General features: G+C 58.3%; 20 protein-coding genes. 1 reads left to right on the top strand and 19 read right to left on the bottom strand.

What is annotated here, in order from left to right; genetic code table 11:
- Nucleotides 1-49: 49 nt before the first annotated feature.
- The 17 genes from ACYZTM_RS23740 to ACYZTM_RS23660 all read right to left on the bottom strand — a co-directional run bounded on the left by ACYZTM_RS23740 (nt 50) and on the right by ACYZTM_RS23660 (nt 17,038).
- The gene (locus ACYZTM_RS23740; RefSeq protein WP_461984956.1) at nt 50-544 is read right to left on the bottom strand and encodes a hypothetical protein; all 495 of its coding nucleotides are present in this window, start codon (nt 542-544) and stop codon (nt 50-52) included.
- Nucleotides 545-838: 294 nt separating this feature from the next.
- Complete coding sequence (locus ACYZTM_RS23735; protein ID WP_461984954.1) at nt 839-1,198, bottom strand: DUF6124 family protein; 360 nt, start codon at nt 1,196-1,198, stop codon at nt 839-841.
- A gap of 456 nt (nt 1,199-1,654) precedes the next feature.
- Nucleotides 1,655-2,047 carry a DUF2802 domain-containing protein gene (locus tag ACYZTM_RS23730; RefSeq protein ID WP_131061596.1) on the bottom strand — a complete coding sequence of 131 codons (393 nt, stop codon included), beginning with the start codon at nt 2,045-2,047 and terminating at the stop codon, nt 1,655-1,657.
- Complete coding sequence (locus tag ACYZTM_RS23725) at nt 2,048-2,533, bottom strand: chemotaxis protein CheW (protein ID WP_131061597.1); 486 nt, start codon at nt 2,531-2,533, stop codon at nt 2,048-2,050.
- 89 nt (nt 2,534-2,622) lie between these two features.
- Nucleotides 2,623-3,519, bottom strand: a complete 897-nt coding sequence (locus ACYZTM_RS23720; protein WP_461984951.1) for a CheW domain-containing protein — start codon at nt 3,517-3,519, stop codon at nt 2,623-2,625.
- Nucleotides 3,520-3,657: 138 nt separating this feature from the next.
- Nucleotides 3,658-4,446 carry a ParA family protein gene (locus ACYZTM_RS23715; RefSeq protein ID WP_131061599.1) on the bottom strand — a complete coding sequence of 263 codons (789 nt, stop codon included), beginning with the start codon at nt 4,444-4,446 and terminating at the stop codon, nt 3,658-3,660.
- 43 nt (nt 4,447-4,489) lie between these two features.
- Entirely contained in the window at nt 4,490-5,380 is an 891-nt protein-coding gene (gene motD, locus ACYZTM_RS23710) for a flagellar motor protein MotD (protein WP_131061600.1), read from the bottom strand.
- Nucleotides 5,381-5,395: 15 nt separating this feature from the next.
- Entirely contained in the window at nt 5,396-6,136 is a 741-nt protein-coding gene (locus tag ACYZTM_RS23705) for a flagellar motor protein (RefSeq protein ID WP_461984948.1), read from the bottom strand.
- On the bottom strand, nt 6,136-7,266 hold the full coding sequence (locus tag ACYZTM_RS23700; RefSeq protein WP_461984946.1) for a protein-glutamate methylesterase/protein-glutamine glutaminase: 1,131 nt from the start codon (nt 7,264-7,266) through the stop codon (nt 6,136-6,138). The genes ACYZTM_RS23705 and ACYZTM_RS23700 overlap by 1 nt, the downstream gene beginning before the upstream one ends.
- Nucleotides 7,267-7,315: 49 nt before the next feature.
- The gene (locus tag ACYZTM_RS23695; protein WP_131061603.1) at nt 7,316-9,544 is read right to left on the bottom strand and encodes a chemotaxis protein CheA; all 2,229 of its coding nucleotides are present in this window, start codon (nt 9,542-9,544) and stop codon (nt 7,316-7,318) included.
- Nucleotides 9,545-9,597: 53 nt separating this feature from the next.
- On the bottom strand, nt 9,598-10,386 hold the full coding sequence (locus ACYZTM_RS23690) for a protein phosphatase CheZ (RefSeq protein ID WP_131061604.1): 789 nt from the start codon (nt 10,384-10,386) through the stop codon (nt 9,598-9,600).
- A 22-nt stretch (nt 10,387-10,408) separates the two neighbouring features.
- Nucleotides 10,409-10,780, bottom strand: coding sequence for a chemotaxis response regulator CheY (locus ACYZTM_RS23685; RefSeq protein ID WP_008006721.1), 372 nt, complete (start codon nt 10,778-10,780; stop codon nt 10,409-10,411).
- 167 nt (nt 10,781-10,947) lie between these two features.
- Nucleotides 10,948-11,688: an RNA polymerase sigma factor FliA gene (gene fliA, locus ACYZTM_RS23680; protein WP_007894214.1), complete on the bottom strand. Its 741-nt coding sequence runs from the start codon at nt 11,686-11,688 to the stop codon at nt 10,948-10,950.
- A complete protein-coding gene (gene fleN, locus ACYZTM_RS23675) occupies nt 11,685-12,515 on the bottom strand; it encodes a flagellar synthesis regulator FleN (protein WP_008001746.1) in 831 nt (276 codons plus the stop codon). Before fleN ends, fliA begins: the two co-directional genes overlap by 4 nt.
- A gap of 116 nt (nt 12,516-12,631) precedes the next feature.
- Nucleotides 12,632-13,966, bottom strand: a complete 1,335-nt coding sequence (flhF, locus tag ACYZTM_RS23670) for a flagellar biosynthesis protein FlhF (RefSeq protein WP_131061605.1) — start codon at nt 13,964-13,966, stop codon at nt 12,632-12,634.
- Between the two features lie 11 nt (nt 13,967-13,977).
- Nucleotides 13,978-16,107 carry a flagellar biosynthesis protein FlhA gene (gene flhA / locus ACYZTM_RS23665; RefSeq protein WP_131061606.1) on the bottom strand — a complete coding sequence of 710 codons (2,130 nt, stop codon included), beginning with the start codon at nt 16,105-16,107 and terminating at the stop codon, nt 13,978-13,980.
- Nucleotides 16,108-16,372: 265 nt separating this feature from the next.
- On the bottom strand, nt 16,373-17,038 hold the full coding sequence (locus tag ACYZTM_RS23660; protein ID WP_461984942.1) for a hypothetical protein: 666 nt from the start codon (nt 17,036-17,038) through the stop codon (nt 16,373-16,375).
- Between the two features lie 327 nt (nt 17,039-17,365).
- Between ACYZTM_RS23660 and ACYZTM_RS23655 the strand changes: the two genes are divergently transcribed.
- Nucleotides 17,366-18,466 carry a hypothetical protein gene (locus tag ACYZTM_RS23655; RefSeq protein ID WP_461984940.1) on the top strand — a complete coding sequence of 367 codons (1,101 nt, stop codon included), beginning with the start codon at nt 17,366-17,368 and terminating at the stop codon, nt 18,464-18,466.
- Nucleotides 18,467-18,509: 43 nt separating this feature from the next.
- Here the strand turns inward: ACYZTM_RS23655 and flhB are convergent, their stop codons facing one another.
- Together flhB and fliR are read right to left on the bottom strand one after the other, a co-directional pair.
- A complete protein-coding gene (flhB, locus tag ACYZTM_RS23650; protein ID WP_461984938.1) occupies nt 18,510-19,649 on the bottom strand; it encodes a flagellar biosynthesis protein FlhB in 1,140 nt (379 codons plus the stop codon).
- Nucleotides 19,650-19,652: 3 nt separating this feature from the next.
- Nucleotides 19,653-20,438 carry a flagellar biosynthetic protein FliR gene (gene fliR / locus ACYZTM_RS23645; protein ID WP_461984936.1) on the bottom strand — a complete coding sequence of 262 codons (786 nt, stop codon included), beginning with the start codon at nt 20,436-20,438 and terminating at the stop codon, nt 19,653-19,655.
- Nucleotide 20,439 lies beyond the last annotated feature (1 nt).

Raw genomic sequence — 20,439 nt, 5'->3', positions numbered from 1 at the left:
GATCTCGGCGGCCACACCAAGATCAGCTCTCGTGCAACTTTCTTATCAACTACGCCGCTGACACGCTACTCGGCTTAAAAAAATGCAAAAGCCTTAAACTACGGCCGATTATCAAACCATTGATGAGACCTGCCCCCAGAGCTGACCATGCCACCTCCGACACTTCGTTAGCCAGCTCAGGATGCACGGCCGCCTGATAACCGGTGAAATAACGCCAGGCAAAAAAGCCCCAATACACCAACAGCACCTTGATCGTCCCACCCAGCACCAACCGATTACCCTCGCATTCGACGTCGTTGTACGAATAGAAGCGCAGACCCGTAAACCATCCTGCCAATAAGCCTAGCGAGTAAACCGATAACGGTATTGCGATGCCCTGCGAGAACTCCAGGGACGAGAGGGAGATCGCGACAAATATCATCGGCGTTATCTGCAATGACCTTTTCGACTCATGATTCCTAAAGCAAGCCATGCCCCCGAAATAGGTCACTATCAAAAAAACCGCATAAACCCAAAGCGGTGTGCTGCGCAGGATATCGAGCATTGAAAGCCTTGGAATCAGAACTTTATTTTGACAGCAGGCGAAAAAAACCACGCCGACGACGTGCAGCTACCGAGAGCAAATTACCGACGACAGACCACTCTCACAAGTCGGCGCGATCCGACAAAGTTGTAGGCAGCATACTAAGGCGTCGTAGGTCTGAGGACGAGCAACCAATAGAATTTTGGGTTGAATGCAAAATCGCAACCTCGTTTCACTCGACAGATCCTACATTGAGACGGCGTACACCCTGTAGGAGCTGTCGAGTGAAACGAGGCTGCGATCTTTTAATTACCGTTAAGACTGCGGGTTAAGTCTGTCCAGCATCCGATTCACCGCCAGCTCACCCAGCATCACCACCTGCTGAATCCCCAAGATAGTATTGCGGTGTGTCCCCTCTAATAGCCCCGCGACATTACTCAGCATCACACTCGCCGATGCCAGGGATTCACAGGTGTTGTCCAGCAGGGTTTCGTCATCGGCGTCAGGGTCGACAAAGAAAATCGTGCTGGGTTTGCGTGGGGAGTCTTTGGGAATGACCGGTTTGAGGTAGTAATCGAGGGCGCGGTCGGCGGCTTCGTTGAGTTTTTTTGAATCGGGGGTTTCGTATGGGGAAACGTCATCGGCTTCCGGCGGGTTGGGCGTAATTTTGAACATGATCTTCAATTCCGTAAGTAATGCTGACACCACCTTGCGACTAAACGAGGGGGTGGCGGCTGTCCGCAGGTTAGTCGACCGGGGAATTGAAGAAACCGGCGCACCCGGAGGTGCCCTGCGCACAGCCACCATCAAAAGCAGGTGGGAAACACCTGCCTGACGGGCACTTGTGCAACTTCAATTACCGCTGGGCGACTAAACCCGACCACTGATGGGCAGTGGCAGGGAAACGATAGAGGCCAAGGTTGAAGCGCACAAGCCGGCGGATTCTGACTGAGCCGTAGGCAGCGGCGCAAGGATGTGTAGCTTGGGAGAGTGTCTGGAGATGTCATTTAAACATCTCTGTTTAAATGCAAAAAATCGCAGCCTCGTTTCACTCGACAGCTCCTACATGGGGTACGCGTACGCCGTGTAGGAGCTGTCGAGTGAAACGAGGCTGCGATCTTTTGATCTTTCTCAGTTCTTGTGCAACTTGCGCATCAACTCCGCCTCAGCCTGGGTCAACCCGCAAGACTGAGTCAGCTCATCGACGGTAGCCCCCATCCCGACCAGCCGCGCCGCCTGGGCAAACGACAGGCTCGACGGATCGCGCTGTTCCAGCTGAGCCAGCTTGTCCGGCAACGGGCCGACGACTGCGCGCAGTTCGTGCAGGTCTTCACCCATGCGCACGTTGCCGCTCTGATAGTCGTCGACGCGCTTGGCCAGGTCCTTGATGCGCTGATCGCGCAGCGCATCGCCCTGGGCCTGTTGCGCGCCAATTTGCCGTTGAGCGCGAATGTACGCCAGGAACATTGCCAGCGTGCCTGCCCAGAAGAGGAACAGGACAATGACCGCCACCTCAAGAATCAATCAAATGTTCTCCAGGTCCGACCATTCTTCTTCGCTCATCATCTTGTCCAGTTCGACCAGGATCAGCAGTTCGTTGTTCTTGTTGCACACGCCTTGAATGAACTTGGCGGATTCTTCGTTACCGACGTTTGGCGCGGTTTCGATTTCCGACTGACGCAGGTAAACCACTTCGGCCACGCTGTCGACCATGATCCCGACCACTTGCTTGTCGGCTTCGATGATGACGATACGGGTGTTGTCGCTGATCTCGGCATTCATCAGGCCGAAGCGCTGACGGGTGTCGATCACGGTGACCACGTTACCGCGCAGGTTGATGATGCCCAGCACGTAGCTCGGGGCACCCGGAACCGGGGCAATTTCGGTGTAACGCAGGACTTCCTGAACGCGCATCACGTTGATGCCGTAGGTTTCATTGTCCAGTTTGAAGGTTACCCATTGCAGGATCGGATCTTCGGAACCTTTTGCAGACGACGCCTTATCATTCATACCCTGACCCCTCAAAAAACCGCTCCTGGCGGTGTGTGTTCTGTGTGGCGGCATTCAACAATGCCGTCGCATGATTGTTATGTCGGCTGTTATGTCGATTTGTGTAGCGGCTTGCTGCCGCTCATGTGCTTTGCCCCACCGCTGGCGATCAACTCGGCCAACGCGGAGACGTCCAGCAATGCACACATGTGCTCAATCACCGTGCCGGCGAGCCATGGCCGCTGACCTCGATGACTTCTCCATTTGATTTCGTTCGGGTCCAGGCGCAACGAGCGGCTGACCTGATGCACCGCCAGCCCCCACTCGTAGCCCTGAACCGAAATAACGTATTGCAGGCCCTGACGGAAATCGTCGCGGTAGCGGTCGGGCATGACCCAACGCGCAGTGTCCAATACTTTCAGGTTGCCGGCCTGACTCGGCAGGATCCCGAGGAACCATTCCGGCTGACCGAACAGCGGCGTCAGCTCGTGACCGGCCAGGGAGTAAATCGAGCCCAGGCACACCAGCGGCACCGCCAGGGTCAACCCGGCGACATCGAACAGCAGGCATTCGAACGGCTCGGCGGCCCACGCCGGACGACCGTCGGTTGCAACCGGTGGCGGTGTGTTGCTCGGCGGCAGATGGACTTCGACCAGCGGCGGCACCAGGGTTTGCAGCAGCGGTGCGAGGGTCGAGACCGGCGCCAGAATCGGTGTCGGCGCCTCTTCGATCACCACCGGTGCTTTTTCGACCGCAGCAACCACTGGCGCCACGACAGGCGCGGCAGGCATAACGGGTTTCTGCGCATCACGCGCCTGCTCTTCAAGCACTGCTGCCTGGAACTCATCCAGTGCTGCTTCGACCTCGACCGTTTCAACGGCCTCAATGACTTCAGCCACCGCTTCGACTTCCAGCGACAACTCTTCAGTCGCCTCCATCAGCAGGCTGTCCAGATAGGACTGGAGCGCCAGTTGTGGACGCGAGGTGATTTTCACCGGCCGATTCATGCGCGCACCTGTGTAGGAGCGAGCGGTGCGGCGATCCGACTTGCCCGCGAAGAACGACAACGCGGTTTAACTGTGAAGACCGCGGCGTCTGCTTCGCGGGCAAGCCTCGCTCCTACAGGTACATGGTATGAGTTCATCTCAGGCCACCTGCGGGACAAGTTGTGCCGCCAGCAAATGCTTGAGCAAGGCGCGATAAGCGAGAACACCACGGCTCTTGCCGTCGAATTGCGAAGGCGTCAGCCCTGCCCGACTCGCATCCCGCAGGCGCGTGTCGATCGGTATGTAGCCTTGCCAGATTTCTTCCGGGTATTTGTCGCGCAGCACGCGAAGGGTTCCGAGGGAAGCCTGGGTGCGGCGGTCGAACAGGGTCGGAATGATGGTGAACGGCAACGCCACTTTACGTGAGCGGTTGATCATCGCCAGGGTGTTGACCATGCGCTCCAGGCCTTTGACGGCCAGGTGTTCGGTCTGCACCGGGATCACCAACTGCTGGCTCGCCGCCAAGGCATTGACCATCAACACGCCGAGCAATGGCGGGCTGTCGATCACCGCGTAATCGAAGTCCTGCCACAGCTGCGCCAGGCTCTTGGCGATCACCAGGCCCAAACCACTCTGGCCCGGCGACTGACGTTCAAGCGTGGCCAGAGCGGTGCTCGACGGCAACAGCGAAATGCGTTCGTCACTGGTCGGCAGCAGCAATTGACCGGGCAAGCCTTGCGGCACAGTGCCCTTGTGCAGGAACAGGTCGTAGCTGCTGTGTTCCAGGCTGTCAGGGTCATAACCGAAATAGCTGGTCATGGAGCCGTGGGGGTCGAGATCGACCACGACCACGCGCTTGCCCGCCTCAGCCAGTAAACCGGCTAAAGCGATAGAGGAAGTGGTTTTACCGACACCACCCTTTTGATTGGCGACTGCCCAGACTCTCATTCGGATTGTTCCTCCCGGTCGAAATGGTCGACCGAGAAATAGCTCAACGTATTAATGCGGGTGACGGAGAATTGACGGCGCTCTCTCGTACCGGCGACTTGACTGGGGTCGGTGCAGTTTGTGTGCCAGCACGCTTCAACGCGGCATCCGGATGTGCATTGGCCGTTCCGGTACCGGTGAGGCTGCGGCGTACATCGAGATTGCGTGACACGACCAGCACGACACGGCGGTTACGTGCCCGGCCCTCGGCAGTGGCGTTATTGGCCACCGGCTGGAATTCGCCGTAACCCACCGATGCCAGACGTCCAGGGTTCACGCCCTGCATCGCCAGCATGCGCACGATGCTCGCCGAACGAGCCGAGGACAGCTCCCAGTTGGTCGGGTATTGCGCGGTGCGGATCGGTTGATCGTCGGTAAAGCCTTCGACGTGAATCGGGTTGTCGAACGGTTTCAGAATGCCGGCGACCTTGTCGATGATGTTGAATGCGATGTCGCTGGGCATGGCGTCGCCACTGCCGAACAGCAGGCTGGAATTGAGTTCGATCTCGACCCACAGCTCATTGCCGCGAATGGTCATCTGATTGGAACTGATCAAGTCGCCGAACGCGGCGCTGATGTCGTCGGCGATGCTTTTGAGCGGATCGCTGGCACCCGCGATACCGGCGTCGACCTGCTCGGCGTCTTTAACCAGTGGCTTGGCCGGGGTCACGGTCTTCGGTCGCTCGTCGCCGATCGGGATCGGCTTGAGGGCGCGGTCGGAGTCGGTAAAGACCCCGATCAACGCTTCGGAAATAACCTTGTACTTGCCTTCGTTGATCGAAGAGATCGAGTACATCACCACGAAGAAAGCGAACAGCAACGTAATAAAGTCGGCGTACGAAACCAGCCAACGCTCATGGTTTACATGTTCTTCAGGTTGCCGGCGACGAGCCATAGTCCATTACTCCCATCAATCCATGAAGCCCTGAAGCTTCAACTCAATAGAGCGAGGGTTTTCACCTTCGGCGATCGACAGGATCCCTTCCAGCAACATTTCGCGATAGCGCGACTGGCGCAAGGCCACGGACTTGAGCTTGGCGGCAATCGGCAGCAACACCAGGTTGGCACTGGCCACGCCATAGATGGTCGCGACGAAGGCGACGGCGATGCCGCTGCCCAGTTGCGTCGGATCGGCCAGGTTGCCCATGACATGGATCAGGCCCATCACCGCACCGATGATGCCGATGGTCGGCGCGTAGCCGCCCATGCTTTCGAAGACTTTGGCGGCTTCGATGTCGCGGCTTTCCTGGGTGTAGAAATCCACTTCCAGGATGCTGCGAATCGCTTCCGGCTCCGCACCGTCCACCAGCAGTTGCAGGCCCTTGCGCGAGTAGCTGTCAGGCTCGGCATCGGCCACCCCTTCCAGACCGAGCAAACCTTCCTTGCGGGCGGTCAGGCTCCAGTTGACGACGCGGTCGATGCCACCGGCCAGATCAACGCGAGGCGGAAACAGAATCCAGCCAATGATTTGCATGGCGCGCTTGAAGGCGCTCATCGGCGATTGCAGCAATGCCGCGCCGACGGTCCCACCGAGTACGATCAGCGCCGCCGGGCCGTTGGCCAAAGCGCCGAGGTGACCGCCTTCAAGGTAGTTGCCGCCGATGATGGCGACAAACGCCATGATGATCCCGATTAGGCTTAGAACATCCATCAGACACACGCCTCGACCAAGTGCCTGCCTATATCGTCCAGACCGTAGATCGCGTCGGCGAGTTCGGCTTTGACGATGGCCATCGGCATGCCGTAGATCACGCAGCTGGCTTCATCCTGAGCCCAGATCGCACTGCCGCCCTGCTTGAGCAGGCGCGCGCCTTCACGACCGTCGGCGCCCATGCCGGTCAACACGACCGCCAGAACTTTGTCACCGTAGGTCTTGGCCGCGGAACCGAAGGTAATGTCCACGCACGGCTTGTAGTTCAAGCGCTCGTCGCCGGGGAGGATTTTCACCGCACCACGGCCGTCGATCATCATTTGCTTGCCACCCGGCGCCAGCAGCGCCAGGCCCGGACGCAGGATGTCGCCATCCTCGGCTTCCTTGACGCTGATGCGGCAGAGCTTGTCCAGACGTTCGGCGAAGGCCTTGGTGAAGGCGGCCGGCATATGCTGGATCAATACGATGGGGGCGGGGAAATTGGCCGGCAATTGGGTCAGAACCCGCTGCAAGGCAACCGGGCCGCCAGTGGACGTACCGATGGCGACCAATTTGTAGGCTTTGCGTTTCGGCGCTGGCGACGACGAGGCAGGTGCGTAAGTACGCGCCGGAATCGGTGCCGCTGCCGGACGCGCAGGCGCGCTGCTGCCGTAACTGCTGACGCTCGAAGGCGCAGGCGTCGGGGCTGGCGCGGCGACCGGGGCCGGTGCGCTGTAGGTGTTGGCGCGACGGTTACTGCGCGAGATGCTGAGAATCTTCTCGCACAGCAGCTGTTTGACCTTCTCCGGGTTACGGGAGATGTCTTCGAAATTCTTCGGCAGGAAATCCACCGCACCGGCGTCCAGCGCATCGAGGGTTACCCGAGCACCTTCATGAGTCAGCGAGGAGAACATCAATACCGGGGTCGGGCAGCGCTGCATGATATGCCGCACGGCCGTGATGCCATCCATCATTGGCATCTCGTAGTCCATGGTGATCACGTCTGGCTTGAGGGCCAGCGCCTGATCGATCGCCTCTTTTCCGTTGGTCGCCGTACCGACGACCTGGATATTCGGATCCGCTGAAAGAATTTCCGAGACGCGGCGGCGGAAAAACCCCGAATCGTCCACCACCAGGACTTTGACTGCCATAAACACTCCGTTAGACGGAGCGAGGCTCTGTCGCCCCGCCCCACCAGAATCAAATACGCCGTGCGGCGTAACGCTTGAGCATGCTCGGAACATCGAGAATCAGCGCAATGCGGCCGTCACCGGTAATGGTGGCGCCCGACATGCCCGGGGTTCCCTGGAGCATTTTGCCTAATGGCTTGATGACCACTTCTTCCTGGCCTACCAATTGATCGACGACGAAGCCGATCCGCTGAGTGCCCACCGAAAGGATCACCACATGGCCCTCGCGCTGCTCTTCGTGAGCGGCGGAGCTGACCAGCCAGCGCTTGAGGTAGAACAATGGCAGTGCCTTGTCCCGCACGATCACCACTTCCTGGCCGTCCACCACGTTGGTGCGCGACAGGTCGAGGTGGAAGATCTCGTTGACGTTCACCAGCGGGAACGCGAACGCCTGGTTGCCGAGCATGACCATCAGCGTCGGCATGATCGCCAGGGTCAACGGGACCTTGATGACGATCTTCGAGCCTTTGCCCTTGGTCGAGTAGATATTGATGGTGCCGTTAAGCTGGGCGATCTTGGTTTTCACCACGTCCATGCCCACGCCACGACCCGACACGTCGGAGATCTCGGTCTTGGTCGAAAAACCCGGGGCGAAGATCAGGTTGAAGCAATCGGATTCGCTGAGGCGGTCCGCTGCATCCTTGTCCATCAACCCTTTCTTCACGGCGATGCCGCGCAACACGTCAGCATCCATGCCTTTGCCGTCATCGGAGATGGACAGCAGGATGTGGTCGCCTTCCTGTTCAGCGGACAGGATCACCTTGCCACTGCGAGGCTTGCCCATCGCTTCGCGCTCGGCCGGCTCTTCGATACCGTGGTCGACCGAGTTGCGCACCAAGTGGACCAGCGGGTCGGCCAGGGCCTCAACGAGGTTCTTGTCGAGGTCGGTTTCTTCGCCGACCAGTTCCAGGTTGATCTCTTTCTTGAGCTGGCGTGCCAGGTCGCGAACGAGACGCGGGAAGCGCCCGAAAACTTTCTTGATCGGTTGCATCCGCGTCTTCATGACCGCGGTTTGCAGGTCGGCCGTGACCACGTCGAGGTTCGACACGGCCTTGGACATGGCTTCGTCGCCGCTGTTGAGGCCCAGACGGACCAAGCGGTTACGCACCAGTACCAACTCGCCAACCATGTTCATGATTTCGTCGAGACGCGCGGTATCGACCCGCACGGTGGTCTCGGCTTCGCTGGCCGGTTTTTCCGGTGGTGGAGCGGACGGTGTTCGGGCCGGAGCCGGTGCAGCAGCAACAGGCTTCGGCGCTTCGGCTTTAGGCTCGGGCGCTTTGGCGACGGGTTTCGGCGCAACAGCCTTGGCGGCTGGAGCAGCCACCGCAGTACCTGTGCCGACTTCAGTGAACTTGCCTTTGCCATGCAATTCGTCGAGCAGCGATTCGAACTCGTGATCGGAAATCAGATCACCGCCAGCCGCTTTAGCGGTTGGCGCAGCCGGAGCGGGTACGGAGGCAATGGCCGACTCCAGCGCATCCACCGCAAAGTTGCCTTTGCCGTGCAGTTGGTCGAGCAATGCTTCGAATTCGTCGTCGGTGATGTCGGAGCTGTCGCCTGCCGCTTTTGGGGCAGCCGGTGCAGCGGGCGCCGCCACCGCATCGACGGCGAACTGGCCTTTGCCGTGCAGTTGATCGAGCAACGACTCGAACTCGGCATCGGTGATTTCGTCGCTGGCCGCAGAATCAGCGCCAGCCACTGGAGCAACGGCCGGCGCTTCGGCTTGAGCCTTGACGGCGTTCAGCGAGTCCAGCAGTTGTTCGAATTCGTTATCGGTGATGTCACCCGATTCTTCAGCGGCAGGTGTTTCGACCACTTCAGCAACCGGTGCGGCTTCATCAGCCGTTTGCGGCTCGGCCAGACGGGCCAGTGCCGCGAGCAATTCAGGCGTGGCAGCCGTAATCGGGCTGCGTTCGCGAACTTCGGTGAACATGCTGTTCACCGCGTCCAGCGCTTCGAGAACCACGTCCATCAGTTCCGAGTCGACGCGACGTTCACCCTTGCGCAGGATGTCGAACACGTTCTCGGCGATGTGACAGCACTCCACCAGCTCGTTGAGCTGGAGGAAGCCGGCGCCCCCTTTTACAGTGTGAAAACCGCGAAAAATTGCATTGAGCAAGTCCGCATCATCCGGTCGGCTTTCAAGCTCGACCAGCTGTTCGGACAGTTGCTCTAGAATCTCGCCGGCCTCAACCAGGAAATCCTGAAGGATCTCTTCATCGGCGCCGAAGCTCATTAAGGGGGTGCTCCTGAGGTCTAAAAACCTAAAAAACCTAAAATGCTAAAACTCTAAAATCCTAGGCTGGATAACAAATCGTCCACATCGTCCTGACCGGACACAACGTCTTCTCTTTTATCGGCATGAATCTGCGGACCTTCACCCTGAGAGAGATGTTTTTGCGGATCTTTTTCAGCGAGCATCGCATCACGGTCATGTTCGATACCCGCAAAGCGGTCTACCTGACTGGCCATGAGCACGAGCTTGAGCAGGTTGCTTTCAACTTCGGTGACCAATTGGGTCACGCGCTTGATCACCTGACCGGTGAGGTCCTGGTAATCCTGGGCCAGCAGAATGTCGTTGAGGTTGCTCGACACCGTGCGATTGTCTTCGCTGCTGCGCGTCAGGAAACCGTCGACGCGCCGGGCCAGTTCGCGGAACTCTTCAGCCCCGACTTCGCGACGCATGAACCGCCCCCAATCCGCGCTCAACGCCTGGGCTTCTTCGCTCAGGCTGTTGACCAGCGGCGTGGAATTCTCCACCAGGTCCATGGTGCGGTTGGCAGCGGCCTCGGTCAGCTTGACCACATACCCCAGGCGCTCGGTGGCGTCCGTGATCTGCGACACTTCCTCGGCTTGCGGCATGTTCGGGTCAATCTGGAAATTGACGATCGCGCTATGCAGCTCGCGAGTGAGCTTGCCCACTTCCTGATACAGGCCGCGGTCACGGGTCTGATTGAGCTCATGGATAAGTTGCACAGCGTCGCCGAACCTGCCTTTTTCAAGGCTTTCGACCAGTTCGACCGCGTGTTTTTTCAGGGTCGATTCAAAATCGCCCAGTGAAGATTCTTTATGCTCCATAGCTCCCCCGTGGCGCAGTGGATCAACCGATGCGTTCGAAAATCTTCTCGATTTTTTCTTTCAACGCCTGGGCCGTGAATGGTTTGACCACATAGCCGTTAACACCGGCCTGGGCCGCTTCGATGATCTGCTCGCGCTTGGCTTCAGCGGTCACCATCAACACCGGTAGGTGCTTGAGCTTTTCATCGGCGCGCACGTGGCGCAGCAGATCGATACCGGTCATGCCAGGCATGTTCCAGTCCGTTACCAGAAAGTCGATGCTCCCGCTGTTGAGAACCGGAATGGCTGTAATGCCATCGTCGGCCTCGACCGTGTTGGTGAACCCAAGGTCACGCAACAGGTTTTTTATGATCCGCCGCATCGTTGAGAAGTCATCAACGATGAGGATTTTCATGTTCTTGTCCAATTCGACCTCCAAGCAGTCTTAAACGCGCCCAGCACCTGGACGCGCCATTTCAATCAATCCGGCAATGCACTCGATGTCTGTATGGAGCACAACAGATCGCGACCGGTGCAGTTCAACACCACACCGGCCTCGTTCGCAGTGTCCCCACACTGCCCTCAGCGCGCTCGCCACTCCCCCAAACGCCCCCGCAAACGGGCCGCGCACTGGCTGTGTAACTGGCTGACCCGAGACTCGCTGACCCCCAGGACCTCACCGATTTCCTTGAGGTTCAGCTCTTCGTCGTAGTACAGCGCCAACACCAGTCGCTCACGCTCCGGCAAATTGGCAATCGCGTCCGCCAGCGCTGCCTGGAAGCGTTCATCTTCCAGATCGCGTGACGGCTCCAGATGTGCACTCGCGCCATCCTCGTGCAGCCCTTCGTGTTCGCCGTCCTGCAACAGATCGTCGAAACTGAATAACCGGCTGCCCAGGGTGTCGTTCAAAATCCCGTAATAATCGTCGAGACTCAATTGGAGTTCGGCCGCAACCTCATGATCTTTAGCGTCACGACCGGTTTTAGCTTCAATCGAGCGAATGGCGTCGCTGACCATGCGGGTATTGCGGTGAACCGAACGTGGCGCCCAGTCCCCCTTGCGTACTTCATCGAGCATCGCGCCGCGGATTCGAATGCCCGCGTACGTCTCGAAACTCGCGCCTTTGCTGGCGTCATATTTGGTCGATACTTCAAGCAGGCCGATCATCCCGGCCTGGATCAGGTCTTCAACCTGAACACTGGCCGGCAGACGGGCCAGCAAGTGGTAAGCAATGCGTTTGACCAGTGGCGCGTAACGCTCGATCAGCTCGTACTGCGCGTCACGTGCCGACTTCTTGTAGAGGTTGTAACCGCTGGCTGTCATAACACCGGTCCTGCCGTTTGTTGCACGAGGCGCTCGACGAAAAACTCCAGGTGCCCACGCGGGTTGGCAGGCAACGGCCAGGTATCGACCTTCTGTGCAATGGCCTTGAACGCCAGGGAGCACTTGGAGCGCGGAAAGGCTTCATAGACGGCGCGCTGCTTCTGCACCGCTTTACGCACGCTTTCGTCATAAGGCACCGCGCCGACGTATTGTAAGGCGACGTCGAGGAAGCGGTCCGTGACCTTGGTCAACTTGGCGAACAGGTTGCGACCTTCCTGCGGGCTCTGGGCCATGTTGGCCAGGACGCGGAAGCGGTTCATGCCGTAATCGCGGTTCAGCAGTTTGATCAGCGCGTAGGCATCCGTGATCGAGGTCGGCTCGTCACACACCACCAGCAAGACTTCTTGCGCTGCGCGAACGAAACTGACTACCGAGTCACCAATACCCGCAGCGGTGTCGATCACCAAGACGTCGAGGTTGTCGCCGATATCGCTGAACGCCTGGATCAGGCCAGCGTGTTGAGCCGGGCTCAGATGAACCATGCTCTGCGTGCCGGACGCGGCCGGGACGATGCGAATACCGCCGGGGCCCTGCAACAGAACGTCGCGCAGCTCACAGCGGCCTTCGATCACGTCGGCCAGGGTACGTTTGGGTGTCAGCCCCAACAGGACGTCGACGTTCGCCAGCCCCAGATCAGCGTCCAGCAGCATGACGCGCCGGCCGAGCTCAGCTAGAGCCAGGGACAAGTTCACTGACACGTTAGTCTTCCCGACGCCACCTTTGCCGCCGGTCACCGCGATCACCTGTACGGGATGCATGCTGCCCATGTTATTTCTTTACCTTGTCTTGCATAGACGGAGGCCACATTACTGGCTGCGCGCTCATAAACTGAACAATGCATGGCAGACCATCGATGTAGGTACAAAAACTGTTCATTAGTACCTCAGCCAACCTGCTTGGTCGGGCTGTGGTAAATATCAGCGAACATGTCAGCCATGGCTTCTTCGCTGGGTTCTTCTTGCATTTGCACGCTTACGGCGCGACTGACCAACTGATGACGACGCGGCAGATGCAAATCATCCGGAATCCGCGGGCCATCGGTCAGGTAGGCCACCGGTAATTCATGACTGATGGCCAGGCTTAACACCTCGCCCAGGCATGCCGTTTCATCCAGTTTAGTCAGGATGCAGCCAGCGAGACCGCAGCGTTTGTAACTGTGATAAGCGGCCGTTAGGACCTGTTTCTGGCTGGTGGTTGCCAACACCAGATAATTTTTTGACTTGATGCCACGTCCGGCCAGGCTTTCGAGCTGCATGCGCAGTGCCGGATCGCTGGCCTGAAGACCCGCGGTATCGATCAGCACCACGCGTTTGCGCAGCAAGGGATCCAGCGCCTGCACCAGCGATTGCCCCGGATCGACGTGAGTTACCGACACGTTGAGGATCCGGCCCAGAGTCTTGAGTTGCTCCTGAGCACCAATACGGTAGCTGTCCATGCTCACCAGCGCGATGTTTTGCGCGCCATATTTCAGAACGTAGCGGGCCGCGAGCTTGGCCAGAGTGGTGGTCTTGCCCATGCCGGCAGGGCCGACCATGGCAATCACGCCGCCCTCTTCCAGTGGCTCGACTTCCGGTGTGGCGATCATCCGCGCCAAGTGCGCCAGCAACATACGCCAGGCCTGACGGGGTTCTTCAATGTCGGTAATCATCGCCAGCAAGTCGCGGGACAACGGGCCGGACAGGCCGATGCGTTGCAGGCGACGCCAGAGGTTGGCCTGGGCCGGACGGCTGCCTTGCAGCTGATTCCAGGCCAGGGAGCCGAGTTGCACTTCCATCAGTTCGCGCAGGCTGTTGAGTTCGAAACGCATCGAGTCGAATGCACGCGGGTCCACACCGCCAGCGGCTGGCGCAGGGGCTGGAGCGGAGCGACGAGGTTCGGCATACGTCGGCTCGATCAGCGGCTCGGCGGCGGTCAACGGCAGGCCGGCGAATAACTGGCGATTGGTGGTCTTGTCGCCTTCGGTTTCGCCTTCGCCACGCAAGCTCAATTCGGCCTGGGCGGTGACAATCCGCGACTGGGTCTTGCGCAGCTCGTCCTCGAGTTCCATGTTCGGAACACGCGGGGCCAGCGCAGACAATTTGTAATCCAGGGCAGCCGTCAGCTCGACACCACCGGCAATCCGGCGATTGCCAATAATGGCGGCATCAGCGCCCAGCTCATCACGAACCAGTTTCATGGCCTGACGCATATCGGCGGCGAAAAAACGCTTAACTTGCATAAACCACTACCTCAGCCGTTGGGCCCTACTGTCGCAACGATGGTCACTTGCTTGTTGTCAGGAATTTCCTGGTAAGCCAACACATGCAAACCCGGGACTGCCAGTCGGCCGAATCGCGAAAGCATCGCGCGAACCGGACCGGCCACCAGCAGAATCACCGGTTGACCTTGCATTTCCTGACGCTGCGCCGCATCGATCAACGAGCGTTGCAGTTTCTCAGCCATGCTTGGCTCCAGCAGAACGCCCTCTTCCGAGCCTTGTCCTGCCTTCTGAAGACTATTGAGCAATATCTGTTCCAACCTTGGCTCCAGAGTGATAACTGGTAGCTCGGAGTCAGTCCCTACAATGCTTTGGACGATTGCGCGGGATACGCCGACGCGCACGGCGGCCACCAACGCGGCAGTATCTTGACTCTTGGCGGCATTGTTGGCGATGGCCTCGGCAATGCTGCGGATGTCCCGTACTGGCACCTGTTCGGCCAGCAAAGCCTGCAAAACTTTCAGCAGCTGCGACAGAGACACCACACCCGGCACCAGCTCTTCGGCCAGTTTCGGTGAGCTTTTGGCCAGCAATTGCATGAGTTGCTGGACTTCTTCGTGACCGATCAGTTCGCTGGAGTGCTTGTACAGAATCTGGTTCAAGTGGGTGGCCACGACCGTACTGGCATCGACCACGGTGTAACCGAGGGATTGCGCCTGGGCACGCTGGCTGATTTCGATCCAGACCGCCTCCAGACCGAAAGCCGGATCTTTGGCGGTAATGCCGTTGAGCGTCCCGTAGACCTGCCCCGGATTGATCGCCAGTTCGCGATCCGGGTAAATCTCCGCTTCGGCCAGGATCACCCCCATCAGGGTCAGGCGATAGGCACTCGGTGCCAGGTCGAGGTTGTCACGGATATGCACAGTCGGCATCAGGAAGCCCAGATCTTGCGACAGCTTCTTGCGCACACCCTTGATCCGCGCCAGCAACTGACCGCCCTGGTTGCGGTCCACCAGCGGAATCAGCCGGTATCCGACTTCCAGGCCGATCATGTCGATCGGGGTCACGTCGTCCCAGCCCAGCTCCTTGGTTTCCTGGGCGCGAGCCGGGGATGGCAGCAGCTCCTGTTGACGCTTGACCTCTTGCAGGGCTTGAACCTTGACCACGTTCTGCTTCTTCCAGAACAGGTACGCACCGCCGGCCGCCACGGCCGCCATGCTGAGAAAGGAGAAGTGCGGCATGCCGGGCACCAGGCCCATGACCGCCATAATACCCGCCGCCACTGCCAACGCTTTCGGCGAGGCGAACATCTGGCGATTGATCTGTTTTCCCATCTCTTCCGACCCGGACGCACGAGTCACCATGATCGCCGCCGCTGTCGATAACAACAGTGATGGCAATTGCGCCACCAAACCGTCACCGATGGTCAACAGCGCATAAACCCTGCCGGCATCGCCGAAGCTCATGCCGTGCTGGAAGATACCGACGGCCATGCCGCCGATCAGGTTAATGAACAGAATCAGCAAGCCGGCAATGGCGTCGCCGCGAACGAACTTGCTGGCACCGTCCATCGAACCGTAGAACTCGGCTTCCTGGGCCACTTCCATCCGGCGCATTTTGGCTTGGTTCTGATCGATCAGGCCGGCGTTCAAGTCGGCGTCGATTGCCATTTGTTTACCGGGCATCGCATCGAGGGTGAAGCGCGCGCTCACCTCGGAAATCCGCCCGGCACCCTTGGTCACTACAACGAAGTTGATGATCATCAAAATCGCGAAGACCACGATACCGACCACGTAGTTACCGCCGATCACCACTTCGCCGAAGGCCTGGATCACCTTGCCGGCTGAGGCGTGACCGTCCTGACCGTGGAGCATCACCACCCGCGTGGAGGCCACGTTCAACGCCAGCCGCAGTAGCGTCGCCACCAATAGAATGGTCGGAAACACCGCGAAATCCAGCGGTCGCAAGGCATAGACGCAGACCAGCAACACCACGATCGACAAAGCGATGTTGAAGGTGAAGAACACATCCAACAGGAACGGTGGGATCGGCAACATCATCATCGCCAGCATGACCAGCAGCAGCAACGGCACACCCAGATTGCCCCGACTTAAGTCGGCAACGTTTGTGCGGGCAGTGTTGAGTAACTGAGAGCGATCCACCGGTTTTCCCCGTTCCTTAAAGCAAACTTTTGACGCCTGAAGCAGGCGCAGGGCGGCTACTGCAAGAAACCTTCCAACTTTTGCAGAGATGGGGAATAGAGGGCTTTATTGAGGATTTGTAGCAGCTGCCGAGCTTGCGAGGCTGCGTCCGGCTGCGCAGCAGCCGTTAAACCGTTGCGAGGAATGCGGTCGAGCATGACTCCGTCTCGAACGCAGCCTCGCGAGCTCGGCAGTTGCTACGCGTTTAAAGCACCAGAAATATGGATCAACCCGCTGTCAGAATTTGCTCTTTGAGAATCGCGCCAAACCCAAGCTTGCCCCCAATCATGTAACGCGTGCCTTTGTGCATTTCCAGCCCGTCTTGATTGACCAACTCCTCTTGGGCATATCCAAGCACCACCACAGTGGCAGGGGCGACTGCTGTGGCAGGGCCCACAAACTCGCCTTTCAAAAGATTCAGCGCCCATTCAAAAGGAATGATCGGCAGATCTTTTACAACGATCGGACGCTTGTCTTCCCAACGAAAATCCATCCGGGCAGTGATGTGTAGCTGATCAGCGATGATTTCGAATTGAGGCTTGGCATATCGCCGCTCCAGCCCACCCGTTGACCATTGACTCATGTAGTACCCTGGACTCCTGAAAACATTAAACAGCGCTTCTTTGTCACGGATATTTCCCGCAGCATCGAAAAAATAATTGTAGGAGTAGTGATAAGCGAAACTGGTCAGCTCAGGCCGGATAGCGTTGATCGGATTATTCAAATAGCCCGGAATGTATAGGCTGGACATTTGCTCGAAGTTCGTGAAATCCAGGCTCATTTTGAAAGTAACGGTGTACCCGATCGCCCGCTCGGCCGGATTTTCTTGCAGCCTGCCCGAGACAAACTCCAACTCCATACCCTGCAGTTTTCGATATAGACGCTCTGTCATGATGGTTCCCTCTAAAACTGACGCAAACACCCATCCTTGGCGCTCCAATCGAATGATCAGAACCTCCACTGCAAGGACATTGATCGGGAGAATTCCCACGGGCATGACAGCGCGAGCGGGCGCTGACTGTCTACTGTCAGAGTTGACAGGTGGAGCAGGCATTTCGACAGGCGGCGCATTGCACGTGCGGTTTTTGGATGATGGAGCCACCTCCGCCCACCTCTCGACCGCTCGTCGCCACTGTCAGATCTGACAGTTGCCATCAATAGAGCCTTGGAGGCCAGATAGAGCAGCCCGATGGAGCAACATACCCACAGGAAAAAACTCATGGACTCGATCACTGCCGTTACAAACCCAGCGAATCCGAAAATTCTCGAAGCCCATGGCTCCGCAGGGGATCGACTCGACTTCGACAGCGTCTACCACCGTGATTTCATTACCGCTCAAGTCCCTCATTACTCCGGCATGGCTCGGGGTCACACCGTGACCGTGACCTGGGGCAATCCTCGGCACATCTATAATTCAGAGGTGGTGACCGTCGGAACACCGGGGGCTATTGATATTCGAATCCCACGCATTGAAGTGATCGATGCCATCGGCCATACGGTAAAGGTCTACTACACCGTGCGCACCGCACCGGGCACCGCACTGATTCCTTCCAGAATCCTCCTGTTGCATATCAACCCCTACGAGTTCAATTTACTGGCACCAACCCTGTCGACAGATCAGAAAACCCTAAGCGTCAGGTACGTGGGTATGGTGCACGGCTACACCGTTCGCATACGCGCCACCGGCAAAACCACGTGGGAAAGCGACGAGCGCGAAGTGCAGACTGGCGTCACGCCGACCTTCACACTCCCTTCGAACTGGATCGCAGAAAATCGAGGCATCGACACCCGGATCAATTACAGCGTTTACAAATCTGGAAGTGGGCAGCGGTTGATGTTTTCGAAGGTGATGAGGGCGAGACTGGGCGAGGTAGTTCCTGAGCCTGATTTGTTCGAAAACTTTGATTCTTACTCAGACCGCTCGATCTCTCCGGGTCAAAGTTTCACCCTCGCGAGTATGAAAGTCACAAACCTGGGAACGCAGGGAATAGTCAGGATCATAGACCTGAGGCGCCCCCCTACACCGGGAAAAATGGAACGCAAAGTTTTAAACTGCGAAGGAACGATTTCCATATTACGACTGGATTTGAACTCACCATGTTCACGTGTTCGATTCTGGTATCAAGATGTGAACATAGGTGCTACTGCTGTTTTTTATGACGCCGCCGGGAATCGTCTCGGACAGCAACCACTAAGGTTATCCCATCCCGAATACGGTCCTTGGCAACTCGATTACTCAGCAACTGGCATCACACGCATAGAAATTCACAACACTCATCCGGACGTTGTCTATTACGATTATTTCCAATTTACCAACTGACAATGATCGATCACGACGAAGCCAATATTTGCCAGCGCCTTTCTCAAGAATCGCGCCGCAAATCCGGCGGAATCGGCAAATCATCCTTGAGCGGATCCGGACGCTTGCCCTTGCCCGCGCGGTACTGGCGGATCTGGTAGACGTAGGCCAATACCTGAGCGACCGCCAGATACAACCCACCGGGGATTTCCTGCTCCAACTCCGTGGAGTAATAGATCGAACGTGCCAGGGCTGGCGATTCGAGCAACAGCACATTGTTGGCCACGGCGATTTCACGGATCTTCAAGGCGAGGAAGTCGCTGCCCTTGGCCAGCAACACAGGCGCACTGCCCTTGTCGGGATCGTACTTGAGCGCCACGGCATAGTGCGTCGGGTTGGTAATGACCACATCGGCCTCGGGGATGGCCGCCATCATCCGGCGCTGGGACACCTCGCGCTGCAATTGGCGAATGCGCTGTTTGACCTCCGGCTTCCCTTCCTGATCCTTGTGCTCGTCGCGCACTTCCTGCTTGGTCATCAGCAGTTTCTTGTGGCTTTCCCAGAGCTGCACCGGCACGTCGACCGCAGCAATGAGGATCAGCCCGCAAGCCATCCACAAGGTACTCCAGCCCACCACTTGCAAGCTGTGAATGATCGCCATGTCCAATGGCTCGTGGGCGATGCGCAGCAGATCGTCGATGTCCGCCGACAAGACCGCCAACGCCACGAATAACACGATAAAAAACTTCGCCAGAGCCTTGAGCAACTCCACCAGCGCCTTGGCCGAGAACATCCGTTTCAGTCCCGCGCCGGGGTTCATGCGACTGAACTTGGGCGCCATGGAGCCGGCCGCGAACAGCCAGCCACCCAGGGAAATCGGACCGATCAGCGCAGCCAGCAGCATGGTGATCATCACCGGCTGAATCGCAAAAAGGGCAATCTGCCCCGAATGCAGCAGGTAAGTGCCCATGGAGCGCTGATCCAGAATCACTTCCCGCGACAGCGAGAAGTTCATGCGCATCAGCTCCATCATGTCCTGCGCCAATGCGCCGCCAAAAATCAGCAGCGCACCCGCGCCGGCGAGCATGACCGCCAGAGTATTGAGTTCCTTGGAGCGCGCAATCTCGCCCTTCTCACGGGAGTCCTTTTTGCGTTTCTCCGTGGGGTCTTCTGTTTTGTCCTGACCGCTTTCGCTCTCAGCCATGACTCAGCGCGCCCGTGCCAGTTCGCGTAAAAACTGCAAGGCCTCGGAGGCCAGCGGTTGATACTGATTGATGATGTCCGCCAGCCCGACCCAGACGATGAACAGCCCGAGCACCAGGGTCAGCGGAAAACCGATGGAAAAAATGTTCAACTGCGGCGCGGCCCGGGTCATCACGCCGAACGCGATGTTGACCACCAGCAGCGCCGTGATCGCCGGCAGCACCAGCAACAATGCAGCACCGAGGACCCAACCGAGCTTGCCGGCCAGTTCCCAGAAATGATTGACCATCAAGCCACTGCCAACCGGCATCGTGGTGAAGCTTTCGGTAAGGACTTCGAAGACCACCAGATGGCCGTTCATGGACAGGAACAACAGCGTCACCAGCATGGTGAAGAACTGCCCGATCACTGCAACCGAGACGCCGTTGGTGGGGTCGACCATCGACGCGAAGCCCATACCCATCTGAATCGAAACGATCTGCCCCGCCACCACGAACGCCTGGAAGAACAGCTGCAAGGAAAACCCCAGCACCGCGCCGATAAGGATCTGCTCGGCGATCAGCAACAGCGCACTCAAATCCAGTGCATTGATCGGCGGCATTGGCGGCAGGCCCGGCGCAATCACCACCGTGATCGCCAGGGCGAAGTACAGGCGCACGCGCGTGGGCACCAGGGACGTGCCAAAGACCGGCATGACCATCAGCAACGAGCCGATGCGAAACAGCGGCAACATGAACGTCGCCACCCAGGTACTGATCTGGGTATCGGTCAGCTGCAGCAGCGACGGCATG

It is taken from the genome of Pseudomonas sp. MDT2-39-1, from assembly GCF_054898085.1.
The sequence above is the reverse complement of the archived record's forward strand: the minus strand, read 5'-3'. Positions and strand labels throughout refer to the sequence as shown.